At 38.8% G+C, this 12,380-nt stretch carries 11 protein-coding genes; 6 read left to right on the forward strand and 5 right to left on the reverse strand.

The features are described from left to right. Positions 1-56: 56 nt before the first annotated feature. Positions 57-227 carry a hemin uptake protein HemP gene (gene hemP / locus NQ782_RS00595; RefSeq protein ID WP_000993415.1) on the reverse strand — a complete coding sequence of 57 codons (171 nt, stop codon included), beginning with the start codon at positions 225-227 and terminating at the stop codon, positions 57-59. Between the two features lie 136 nt (positions 228-363). Between hemP and NQ782_RS00600 the strand changes: the two genes are divergently transcribed. After that, positions 364-1,266 carry an NUDIX domain-containing protein gene (locus NQ782_RS00600; RefSeq protein ID WP_057094679.1) on the forward strand — a complete coding sequence of 301 codons (903 nt, stop codon included), beginning with the start codon at positions 364-366 and terminating at the stop codon, positions 1,264-1,266. An 18-nt stretch (positions 1,267-1,284) separates the two neighbouring features. Here NQ782_RS00600 and NQ782_RS00605 read toward each other — a convergent pair whose 3' ends face one another. After that, entirely contained in the window at positions 1,285-1,836 is a 552-nt protein-coding gene (locus NQ782_RS00605) for a tetratricopeptide repeat protein (protein ID WP_000913439.1), read from the reverse strand. A 20-nt stretch (positions 1,837-1,856) separates the two neighbouring features. Beyond that, a complete protein-coding gene (mrcB, locus tag NQ782_RS00610) occupies positions 1,857-4,253 on the reverse strand; it encodes a penicillin-binding protein 1B (RefSeq protein WP_000667412.1) in 2,397 nt (798 codons plus the stop codon). Between the two features lie 185 nt (positions 4,254-4,438). Between mrcB and NQ782_RS00615 the strand changes: the two genes are divergently transcribed. Together NQ782_RS00615 and NQ782_RS00620 are read left to right on the forward strand one after the other, a co-directional pair. Then, entirely contained in the window at positions 4,439-5,347 is a 909-nt protein-coding gene (locus NQ782_RS00615) for an NAD(+) kinase (protein ID WP_001167242.1), read from the forward strand. Further along, the gene (locus tag NQ782_RS00620; RefSeq protein ID WP_001019667.1) at positions 5,344-5,616 is read left to right on the forward strand and encodes a YeaC family protein; all 273 of its coding nucleotides are present in this window, start codon (positions 5,344-5,346) and stop codon (positions 5,614-5,616) included. The genes NQ782_RS00615 and NQ782_RS00620 overlap by 4 nt, the downstream gene beginning before the upstream one ends. Positions 5,617-5,813: 197 nt before the next feature. On the opposite strand, the gene NQ782_RS00625 is transcribed toward NQ782_RS00620, so the two are convergent. Further along, positions 5,814-6,824: a glycosyl transferase family protein gene (locus NQ782_RS00625; RefSeq protein WP_057094678.1), complete on the reverse strand. Its 1,011-nt coding sequence runs from the start codon at positions 6,822-6,824 to the stop codon at positions 5,814-5,816. A gap of 498 nt (positions 6,825-7,322) precedes the next feature. Here NQ782_RS00625 and NQ782_RS00630 point away from each other — a divergent pair, with 498 nt between their 5' ends. Then, complete coding sequence (locus NQ782_RS00630; RefSeq protein ID WP_001085436.1) at positions 7,323-8,681, forward strand: dicarboxylate/amino acid:cation symporter; 1,359 nt, start codon at positions 7,323-7,325, stop codon at positions 8,679-8,681. Between the two features lie 163 nt (positions 8,682-8,844). Continuing rightward, the gene (locus NQ782_RS00635) at positions 8,845-9,990 is read left to right on the forward strand and encodes an acyl-CoA dehydrogenase family protein (RefSeq protein ID WP_000881870.1); all 1,146 of its coding nucleotides are present in this window, start codon (positions 8,845-8,847) and stop codon (positions 9,988-9,990) included. A gap of 45 nt (positions 9,991-10,035) precedes the next feature. On the opposite strand, the gene NQ782_RS00640 is transcribed toward NQ782_RS00635, so the two are convergent. After that, positions 10,036-10,980, reverse strand: a complete 945-nt coding sequence (locus tag NQ782_RS00640) for an alpha/beta hydrolase (RefSeq protein ID WP_017816351.1) — start codon at positions 10,978-10,980, stop codon at positions 10,036-10,038. Between the two features lie 185 nt (positions 10,981-11,165). Between NQ782_RS00640 and pheA the strand changes: the two genes are divergently transcribed. Beyond that, entirely contained in the window at positions 11,166-12,275 is a 1,110-nt protein-coding gene (gene pheA / locus NQ782_RS00645) for a prephenate dehydratase (RefSeq protein WP_000606364.1), read from the forward strand. The last annotated feature ends 105 nt before the right edge of the window (positions 12,276-12,380 follow it).

A 12,380-nucleotide genomic window follows, 5' to 3' on the forward strand; every position in this document is an offset into this window, starting at 1 on the left:
CCATGCTATCCATTTTTTGTTTTCCCACGAATATTATTGAAACGCGAGGATCGTTCTTATTTAGTTAAAATGAGACGGTTATTGCGAGTAAGGCGTAAACGATATTCCTCGCCAGCATGCATAATTCGAATTTCACGACCTAAGGCGAATAGGTTGTTAGAATGCAGCATTGGTAAGGCATGAGCTGAATCTGTATTGCGTGTAAATAAGCTAAAAGGTGCGTTCATTTGTTGTGCTCCGTGGTATATTCTTGAACGATTTAAATGATAATCATTATCGAATAGATCTGTCAACGAGATTTTAAAGATTTTATAAATTGATAAAATTTGCTTACACTTGTGAAAAATTTTAGTGAGTAGAAAAATGCCCAAACCGATTGTCGATGTCGCAATAGCTATCTTAATTCATCGTGGAAAAATATTAGTGGGATGGCGTGGTGAACAGCAGCATCAAGGTGGAAAGCATGAGTTTCCTGGTGGAAAGGTAGAGCAGGGTGAAACGCCTGAAGAAGCTTGCCGCCGTGAAATTTATGAAGAAGTCGGTATTGGTTTAAAAGATTGGCATCAATTTGATTATATTCACCATGAATATGATGACATTATTGTCAACCTTCATTTGTTCCATAGTTATGTACCTGATGAGTTATTAAATCTTATCCATCAGCCTTGGACATGGTACACACGTGAACAGCTACTTCACCTAAACTTCCCGAAAGCCAATAAAGACATTATTAAAAGATTGTATTGGCCTCATTTTACTAAAATTAGTCATACACTTACATCTGTAGCGAATAGTGATGCTTTATTGTATTGGCGTATAGAAGATGAATTTGGCCCGCGAGAAGTAGAACAATTAACGGCCTTAGATGAAGGGCAACGATCAAATTTAATTATAAATGTAGATATTTGGCAGCAATTGAACTCCGAATTAAAAAAACAGATCAAGACTGTTCATTTAAAACAATCTCAGCTCATGAGTTTACATAAAGGTGACTTAGAGGTAGGAATACGTTTTATTGCTGCTTGTCACGATGCAGTTTCTTTACAACATGCTCAGCAAATTGGCTGTGATGCCGTTTTTGTTAGTCCTGTAAAAGTGACGGCTACTCATCCGGACGTTAGTGCATTAGGATGGGATCGTTTTGCTGATTTAATCGAGAAGTGCCAAATTCCCGTATTTGCTTTGGGGGGCATGAGTCCTGATGATTTAGCCACAGCACAACAACATGGTGCATATGGCTTGGCGGGTATTCGTAATTTTCAATAGGAAATAAAGCATTAAAAGCTAGAAAGCTTTCAATGCTTGTTGTGCTTCTTGAACAGTTTTTGGGTTATTGCGCTGTTGTCCAGCTTTTAAAATGACCAACCAAAGTTGTTTTTTCATGGCTTGACTCTGCGCAAAGCTTAAACCACGTCTTGCAAGAGACTCAGCGTTAGAATATTGCTGTTTATGATTTGCAGTTAATGCCAGAAATAAATAGGTCTCGGCTGCCTGTGGCGCTAAACGCTGTGCTTGAAGAGCGTAGCGCTCAGCCTCGGACCATTGTTGGTTTTTGTAAGCCTGCTCGGTTTTTTGCATTAAAGTTTTAAAAGCGGGTAACTGGCTTCCATCATCATTAAAGCGTTGCGGCTTTTTCTGCTGAGGAACAATCACTTGTAAACTTTTACGCTGAATTTCCGGATGATCATAAGGTGTAATTTTTACACCAGATGAGGACTCGGACTTCTTCTTTTCAGAAACAGGAGGTGTTTTCTCTTTTGGAGCTGAATGATCTGGTAAAGTTGTACAGCCGACCATAAGTACAGCACCAATATAAAAAACACCTTTCTTTAACATATCCTGTTTCCTGTTAACGCTTAGTTGTTATAACTACCACTTGAAATGATTCGTGTGTTATTCGACAGATCTTGTTCCATCTGGTTTTCACTTTCACGAATATAACTGTCGGTATTATCATCCTGAGGCTCAGGAATTGTGTTATCACTTTGTGGCGTATATGTTGGATCAACTTGATAATACGGTGCTCCACATGGCGTAGCACGATGTGGGACTGTATGCGCTAGCATTGGAATATACATGGCACCATCACAAGCTTGTGCCGATAAGTCACCCGATGCACGGTCAATCCATTGCCACTGTACAGAGTCTGGTTGACGTAAGTTTACTGGTGTCTGGCGTAATTGTTTCATCACATTAATCCATACTGGTAATGCACCAGATGAACCTGTTAAACCAGTTACTTTATTGTCATCTAAACCTAACCATACTACTGCAACATGATTACCTGAATAGCCGGCAAACCATGAGTCACGTGTATCGTTAGTCGTACCTGATTTACCCGCTAATTTTAAAGCTGGAGATAAGCTGTTATAGGCTGCACGTCCTGTACCTGATGACATGACCTGTTGTAAACCATAGTTCATGATATAACCGACAGATGGATCAATGGTTTGTTGTACGTTTAGGCCATAACGATCAAGTAAACGTCCATTTGCATCTACAACAGAACGAATCGCACGAGTCGGATATTTGAAACCGCCTGTAGCAAAGTTTTCATAAATACCCAGTACTTCCATTGGTGACATATTGACTGCACCAAGGAAAATAGAAGGGTAGGCCGGGATTGTCGATTCAACACCAAATTTTCTTAAATTGTTGGTAAATGTAGATAACCCGAACTCTTGACCTAAGCGCACAGCAGAAAGGTTATAAGAATTTGCTAAGGCTTCACTTAAACTCACAATTCCATGACCACCGCCGCTATAGTTCTTCGGTGTCCAACTTTTACCGCCGTCTACTGGAACACTAATTGGAGCGTCTTCAATCTGGCTTGCCCAGTTATAACGTCCAGATTCAATTGCGCTCAAATAAATGACAGGTTTCAATAAAGAACCGACTTGGCGTTTTGCATCTAAGGCACGGTTAAAGCCGGTAAAGTCTTGCGTTGACCCGACAGCTGCAATTAATTCGCCATTTTCAGGATGGGCAATCAGTACAGCCCCTTGCAGGTTTTTCAAGCGAGCAGGGTTGCTATTAGCTAAGCGCTCTACAGAAGCTTTAAAGGCATTTTGAACTTGTGTTTGAGCAATTGGGTCCAAGGTCGTAAAAATACGTAGTCCTTGATTGGTTAAATCACTTTCCTGATATTCGGTACGTAACTGACGACGCACAATATCTAAAAAGTCAGGGAATTTTGCTGGTCCTAAGCTTGGCTTGCTTAGAACATTTAAAGGGCGCGCAATTTCAGTTTCATACTCTGCTTGAGTTAAATACCCCATGACACGCATGTTATTTAATACTGTATCGCGACGATTTTTTGCCCCTTCGGGGTTTTTCCAAGGGTTATATAAAGATGGACCTTGAACCAAACCGACTAAATAAGCTTGTTGCGCAACATTAAGCTCACGTAGTGGTAAACCAAAATAAAACTGAGAGGCCAATCCATAACCATTGATTGAATAGTTACCGTTTTGGCCTAAATTCACTTCATTTAAATATGCTTCTAAAATTTCATCTTTGCTGTAATGCAACTCAATAAGTAAAGCCATTAATGCTTCATTAACTTTACGTTTAAGTGTGCGTTCAGGGGTTAGATAGAAGTTTTTGACTAACTGTTGGGTGAGGGTCGAACCACCTTGGCGACGTCCTCCAGTTACATTACTTACCAAAGCACGTGCTGTACCACGAATCGAAATACCGTGGTGATGATAAAAGTTACGGTCTTCTGTAGAAATTAAAGCTTCAATAAGTGGTTTAGGAACACTATTAAGCTTAATCAAAACGCGGTCTTCATTATGTTGAGGATAAATGCCCCCAATTAATAAAGGTTCTAAACGGGCAACCCCCGTTGAGGAAGGTTTTGTACTGCGAACTTCTACAACTTGGTCGTTTGCAAAACTCAGTTCTAAAACCTGTTCAGGCTCTACGCTGTCGCCATAGTCGAAACCACGTGTATGGACATACATGTTGCTGCCTTGAGCAACATAGGTTCCAGACTTGTCATAATTACTTGAAGTTTTGTAACCTAGTAATTTTAATTCTTGGGTGAAATTTGCTTGAGTAATTGGCGCATTATTATAAATTTCCAAAGGTCGAGCAAACACCTTGGCCGGAATGTCCCAGCGCTGTCCTTCAAATTTTTCACGTATAATATTATCTAAACGAATCAGATAGATACTAAGAGCAATAAAAGCACCAATCACCAAAATGGAAAAAATTAGCGCGAAGAAACCGATACCACGTTCAAACTTCATATAAATGAGATAAAACCCTAAACAATGCGTTAATGATGCGATAGCTTGTCATCAATTTGCAATGATAAAACTGTGAATAAATGGAAAACTTAGATTGAATTTTACAGTATCTTGTTGTTATGTTTTTTTAAATTAATCTGGTTAATGTTATGATAGCGTAGAATCGCAGCGGAGCTTACTCATTCGTGCAAATTTCACATAAGTCCTTCAGAAACGTCGGGTTAATTGGTCGACCAGATAAATCATCAGTTGTAGAAACACTATGTTTAATTCATGACCATTTGCTAAGTTTAGGCCTAAACCCCATTTTTGATCAGGAAACTGCCGAATTAGTGCCCTATGATCATGCGCAAGTCGTTAGTCGTCACTTATTAGGTGAAGTCGCTGATCTGGTGATTGTTGTAGGCGGTGACGGTTCATTGCTTCATGCAGCCAGAGCTTTAGTGCGCTACAATACGCCTGTAATCGGGATTAACCGTGGACGTTTAGGTTTTTTAACCGATATTAAGCCTTCGGAAGCTATTTTTAAGCTTGATCAGGTTTTACAAGGTCATTTCCAGCTTGATCGCCGTTTCTTGCTTGAAATGGAAGTACGTACTAATGGTGAAGTCATTTATGATGCAATTGCTTTAAATGACGTCGTACTACACTCTGGTAAGTCGGTACATATGATCGATTTTGAACTCAATATCGATGGGCAATATGTTTATCGCCAGCATAGTGATGGTTTAATTGTTTCGACACCAACCGGTTCAACTGCTTATGCTTTATCAGGTGGTGGACCAATTTTACATCCAAGTATGGATGCTATTGCATTAGTTCCTATGCATCCCCATACATTATCTTCACGCCCGATCGTAGTTGGTGGGCAAAGTGAAATTAAAATCGTCATTCGCGAAAATCGGGTATTACCGATGGTAAGTGCAGATGGACAACATAGTGTCTCTCTCAATGTCGGTGATAGTTTGCACATCCGCAAACACCCATTTAAATTAAGTTTATTACACCCACCTGGTTATGATTTCTATATGGCTTGTCGTACCAAATTGGGTTGGAACCAAGATTTTGAATCTTTTCAAAGAGATGAATCATGAATATTGAACAAATGCTATCTGTTTTAAACCCTGAGATTGTAGAGCGTTTAAAAACAGCAGTAGAAATTGGTAAATGGCCAAATGGTGTTGCTTTAACGAAAGAACAACGTGAAACATGTATGCAAGCTGTTATTGCTTGGGAGTTAAAGAACTTACCAGAAGAACAGCGTAGTGGTTATATTGACCGTGGTACAAAAGAAGAGGGTGAGGTTTGTGAAGATGATCATCACAAGCATGAGCCTGAATTTAAACCGATTCGTTTTGTTTAAAATCACTTTTAGAATAAATCTTAGTTAGTATTTGCTATCGTGTAGGCGACATGGATGTCGCCCGTATCACTGCGATACAAGGAAGTATCGTCAGTGATACAGAGGATTTTTGGTTACTTTTGATCCTTCAAAAGTAATAAAAGCCTATATGCAGTGATATAGGAAAAACATGCTATATAAGGCTGTATGGACTATATTTAGCTTTCTGAGTTTATATTTCGTGTTTCCCATAATACTTTTGCTTTTTGCATCGCTTCCTCGAAATTAGAAACCACGCCCATGGCATATAACGCAATACCCATGGTTTCTGTTACAGCCATTTCCCCATATTCATGATGCTGTTGACCAAGCCAGACAGCTTTAAAGGTTGCTAAGTCTAACTCTTCTTCAATTGGGCTACGTTCAGGCGTAAGCTTTGGCAACTCATGCTCATAGAGTTCACCATTTTTAATTCCGCAAATCAGCGTTTTCGCGTCTGGGTTTCGTTCAAATTCGCCGCCTTCGCCCTTAATAACTGCGCTATTTTGATAGCCTAAGCGAAGTGCACTATGCTGATGGGAAGTTCTGTAAGCAGGATGGAATATGGCTTGTAAGGTGGCCTTAGCGTTAAAAGGATTAATTAAACGGGCTAAAGTATGAATAGGTGAACGCAATCCCATGACATTTCTTAGAGATATTAATTCGCTTAAAACCGGTGAAATCACATCTAGCGGTAAGTAAGCGAAATTTTGTTCTGCCAATTGGGTGCGAACTTCTTGTTCAGAATGGCAAATTTTATAATCTAAATATTCCAAAACTTGTTCGGTATAAACTCGGTTAATGGTATGTCCGGAAGCGCCATGCATTACGATTTTATAACCGTGATGAGCAAGGGTAAGAGCCGCTAATAAAAACCAAGGATAATGTTTACGTTTACCAGCATAAGATGACCAATCTAAGTCAACTTCTAAAGGTGCAAAATGAAGCTGGTCTTTTGTGGCTTGTACAAAACCTGCAAGTTCATCAATCGATTCTTCTTTAACACGTAGCAGCATTAAAAAAGCACCCAACTGAACGTCAAGAACTTCGCCTTTTAAAATCATAGTAAAAGCCTGATAGGCTTCTTCATAACTCAGTGAGCGAGATCCAGTTTTCCCCTTACCTAAAATACGGACATATTGAGCAAAGGGATGTTCAGCATCTTTATAAATATTACGTTTAGTATTCATGGCAATTCAAAACAGTAAAAATAAGGGGAGTAGGCAGCTCAAAATGAAATGTCTACAAGGACTTATCAATATGACATAAAAAACTGATGAAAAAATATCAAAAGTGTTTCTCATACTAAAGTCTTAAGGCTGCATGAGTATTTTTTGTGCGTATTAGCCAAAATTTTAATCGAATCGTGATTTAATTCGAGTAAACTTCATGTGCTTTTTTGAGCACTCATATCATAATTTTCTGTGATTCTCCTATATCTTCAGCTTTTTATTGAAAAAGTAAGAGGTTATTTCTAGCTACTCAAAGTAGTTAGAAACTTCAGGTATTCTCCTGTTTTAGAAAACAGTTTTTTGTTTTCATTGAGGTAGTAGGAAGGTTTTTGTTTCTAAAAAACCGTTTCCCTTTTGCGGTGTTCATGTGAAAGGTTAGGGCTGTGTATTCGTAAAGAATAGACGTTTCATTTTGATATTTCCAACGGACTTGGAAATATAGATTGAAGTAAAGTTATGGCTAAAAAACCGATTTATAAATCACTTTATTTTCAAGTGATTATTGCGATTATTGCGGGTGTTTTGGTAGGGCATTTCTCACCAAGTACAACGCAAATTGTTAATGGTGTTGAACAACATATTCCAGGTTTAGGTGAGCAACTCAAGCCATTAGGTGATGCTTTTATTCGTTTGATTAAAATGATCATCGCACCTGTTATTTTCTGTACAGTAGTAAGTGGTATTGCTGGTATGGAAAGCATGAAGTCAGTTGGTAAAACTGGCGGTGTTGCGTTGTTATACTTCGAGATCGTTTCAACAATCGCGCTTCTGATTGGCCTTGTGGTGATTAACATTGCAAAGCCGGGCGTAGGAATGAATGTTGATCCTGCAACTCTGGACACTTCAGGTATCCAAAAATACGTTACTTCTGGTGAGTCACAATCTACCATTGATTTCTTGATGCACATCATCCCGGATACGGTGGTTGGTGCATTTGCAAATGGTGAAATCTTACAGGTCCTTCTTTTTGCAATCCTATTTGGTTTCGCGCTTCATAAGTTAGGTGATGCAGGACGCCCAGTTTTAAAGTTAATTGATCAAATTGCACACGTGTTCTTTAACATTGTGAATATGATTATGAAGCTTGCGCCAATTGGGGCATTTGGGGCAATGGCGTTTACTATCGGTAAATATGGTGTAGGTTCACTGGTACAGTTAGGCCAGCTTATTATCTGCTTCTATATTACGTGTTTACTCTTTATTTTCTTAATTTTGGGTACAATCAGCCGCATTAGTGGATTCAGTATTCTGAAAATGATTCGCCTGATTCGTGAAGAACTATTAATTGTACTTGGTACATCTTCTTCTGAGTCGGTCTTACCACGCATGCTCCGTAAACTTGAAATTGCAGGTTGTGAAAAGTCGGTTGTTGGTTTAGTTATTCCAACAGGTTATTCATTTAACCTTGATGGTACGTCAATCTATTTGACTATGGCTGCAATCTTTATTGCTCAGGCAACGAATACACAGCTTGATATTCAACATCAAATTACTTTGTTGTTGGTACTCCTAATCTCATCTAAAGGTGCAGCGGGTGTAACAGGCTCTGGCTTTATTGTTATGGCAGCAACTTTATCTGCAGTAGGACATATTCCGGTAGCTGGTTTGGCATTGATTTTAGGTATTGACCGCTTCATGTCAGAAGCACGTGCTTTAACCAATCTTGTTGGTAACTCTTTGGCAACGATTGTAGTTGCAAAATGGGTGGGTGCTTTAGATAAAGATAAGCTCAATGATGCTTTAAACAACCCAGATGAAGTTGACAGAAAAATGTTGGCTCCAAAAAATCCTCAGGTTGCAGAAGGTTTAGATTAATTCAGATCTACCTATATAAAAAAGGAAGCTTTGGCTTCCTTTTTTATTGGCTGACTGAAAAGTACATTTTAAATGAGCAGCTAAGCCATGACAGTTGTGTAAAAAATGATTAGCATGCACAGCAATGAGATTCGATAAAACAATAAAGCCGAAGGAAAATATTATGTTGGCATATGATGCAGATTTAGAATTATTCCGTGATAATTTTAAACGTTTTATGAATGAGCATATTGCTCCACATTATGACCAATGGGAACGTGAAGGAATTATGCCACGTTCAGTTTGGTCTCAACTGGGCGAAAATGGCTTTTTATGTGTGGATGTCCCGGAAGAATATGGTGGTTATGGCGTCCCGACATATTATTCATTAATGTTAGTTGAAGAATCGGCTCGTGCTGGATTTTGCGCATTATCAACCGCTATTTCTTGTCACTCTGAGATTGCAGCGCCTTATATTTTACATATTGGGACCGAAGAACAAAAACAATACTGGTTACCGAAAATGGTAACAGGTGAAGTAGTCGGAGCAATTGGTATGACAGAACCGGGTGCCGGTTCGGACTTACAGTCAATGCGTACCAGTGCCATTTTGCAAGATGACCATTATTTGCTAAATGGTTCTAAAACGTTTATTTCAAATGGACAACATGCTGACCTTGTAGTGCTTGCAGTAAAAACCGATCCTCAAGCGCGTGCGAAAGGTGTATCTTTATTATTGGTGGATACTCACCTGGAAGGTTTCAAAAAAGGAACTAACCTCGACAAAATCGGTCTGCATTCTCAAGACACATCTGAGCTATTTTTTGACAATGTTAAGGTTCCTAAAAATCAGTTACTCGGACAAGCTGGACAAGGTTTTGCTTATTTAATGCAAGAATTACCGCGCGAACGTACGGCTATCGCATCGACAGCGGTTGGGGCTATTCGTGGTGCAATTGATTTGGCAACCGCTTATGTAAAAGAGCGTTATGCATTTGGTCAACCTATTTCACAGTTCCAAAATACTCGTTTTGTTTTAGCACAAGCAAAAATTGATGAGCTTGCGACAACAGCTTTCTATGAGCGAAATGTTGCTTTATATCAAGAAGGTAAACTTGATGTTGAGACGGCTGCAGCACTGAAAAGTTTTAGTACAGATATGCAAATGAAGGTTGCAGATAACCTATTACAACTGTTTGGTGGTTATGGTTATATGACTGAATATCCAATTTCACGCTTCTTTGTAGATGCCCGTATTCAGCGTATTTACGGCGGTACAAATGAAATTATGAAAGAAATCGTAGCACGTGGATTAATCGGCAAAGCTTAATAATAGCTTCAAAAAAAAAAGCCTACCTTTGAGTAGGCTTTTTTATTATTTAGCTGTTTTCTGCGATGGTTCATCGAATAAAGATTTACAGCTTTCTAGATTTTGGCATGAAGCAAACATAAGCGCTTTAGGTAAGCTCGCATACAAATTGGTGATATGCTGTTCAGCAGGATTATTGAAATGCCAATAAGTAAATTGGTCTGAACGTTTATTTTCTAAGACTTTAAAGAAATCGTCTTTATTAATTCTTTGATTAAACTGGGTATGTGGCCCACCTTGTTCATGTGTACCGACTGTCGTCATCAGCATTGGGAACACGGTTTGCTTTTGACTTTGCCATTGTTCTAATTCTCGAAATAACATGCCTTGATCAAACCAGAGAGAAGGACTTGCAGCAAAGTAACGCTGGAATGCAGTAGGTTTTTGAAAAAAATGATAAAGCACAAACAACCCTCCAAAAGAATGCCCATAGAGACTTTGCTGTTGGCTATTAATTGGAAACTGTTTAGCGATTTCAGGCTTAAGCTCATTATTTAAAAAAGCAATAAACTGGTCAGCACCACCATATTTATATTTACCTTGTGCTTGAAACTCGGCAGAAGGTTTTGGGGTGTAATCATAAGCGCGTTTTTGCACATCAAAGGTTTTTTGCTGAGGATAGCCCACAGCTACAATAATGAGCGGATCTAAACCTAATTTTGCAGAGCCTGCTCCAATCGACTGGGCAATATTCATTGCGCTTGGAAATGTTGCATTACCGTCTAATATGTAAAGTACCGGATAACCATGTTGGGGTGGGGCAACAGGTGGTTTATAAATTTGAATAAGATATTCATGTCCAGTATTTTTAGATTTGATTTGGAACTGGGCCTGATTGTTGTGAAAATCGATTTTTGATTGATTTTTTACAGGGGCTTGAGCCAAAACGGAACTACTTATTAAAGAGCCTAGAAAGAAATTACAAGATAAAAAGAAAAAAGATTTAAGCATAATAAAGTTAAGAAAATGTTATAAGTCAAATAATAAATGAAAATCATTATCAAATAAAGTGATCTTATACAAAGGTTCGAGCCGGATTAATGAAAAAAGCCCATACACCCATATTGCCTAACAAAACAAAGCCGACTATTGTTATACTCTCGTTTAAAAGATGATTTTGCTGAGGCTGCCTTCCAATGATCAACGATGATCAAAACAAAACGACTTCTCTTAGTTTAGAACAAATTCGCGAAGATATTGATAGCGTAGATCAACAGATTCAAGAGTTATTAAATCGCCGCGCAAGCCTTGCTGAAGCTGTTGCGAAAGCTAAATTTGCTTCTGAAGAGAATCCTTTGTTTTATCGTCCTGAACGTGAAGCACAAGTTTTACGTAAAGTTATGGAGCGCAATCAAGGGCCTTTATCTGACGTAACTATGGCCCGTTTGTTCCGTGAAATTATGTCTGCTTGCCTTGCTTTAGAAGCTCCGCAAAGTATTGCATTTTTAGGCCCAGAAGGTACTTTTACTCAATCTGCCGTACTTAAACATTTTGGTAAAGATGCGGTTGTCCGTCCGCTACCAACTATTGATGAAGTATTCCGTGAAGTGGAAGCGGGTAGTGCGCATTACGGTGTAGTTCCGGTTGAAAACTCATCTGAAGGTATCGTAAACCATACTTTAGATTGTTTTAAAACTTCGAATTTAAATGTGATTGGTGAAGTTGAATTACGTATTCATCATCAATTCCTTGTTTCTGAAAATACACGCAAAGACAGTATTAAGCAGATTTATGCCCATCAGCAAACTTTGGCTCAATGTCGTCAGTGGTTAGACGCACATTATCCGGGTGTTGAGCGTGTTGCCTTAAACTCAAATGCAGAAGCTGCACGCCGTATTCGCAATGAATGGCATTCAGCAGCAATTGCATCTGATATCGCAGCAGGTATGTATAACCTTGAAATTTTGCATAGCAATATTGAAGATAATCCGGAAAATACCACTCGCTTCTTAGTGATTGGCCGTGAAAAAATTCCACAAAGTGGCAATGACAAAACTTCATTATTAATTTCAGCGCATGACCGTGCAGGTGCTTTATTAGAAATTTTAGCGCCGTTTGCAAAACATAATATCAGCTTAACGAGTATTGAAACTCGCCCAGCACTACCTGAAAAATGGGCATATGTATTCTTTATTGACTTAGAAGGTCATATCGATCAGGAAAATGTGGCTGCGGCAATCAATGAGATTCGTCCAATGGTAAAAGAACTTCGTATTTTAGGTTCTTATCCTGCTGCTGTTCTTTAATCACTCATGTTGGAATAATGACATGTATCAAGATGGGCATGTCATTATGCTTAAAAACAAATTGCTCAAAGGTTTAAATCACTTTGAGCAAAAGTAAAGTTGAAG

This window comes from Acinetobacter sp. BD54, assembly GCF_044778325.1.
GTDB lineage: Bacteria > Pseudomonadota > Gammaproteobacteria > Pseudomonadales > Moraxellaceae > Acinetobacter > Acinetobacter baumannii.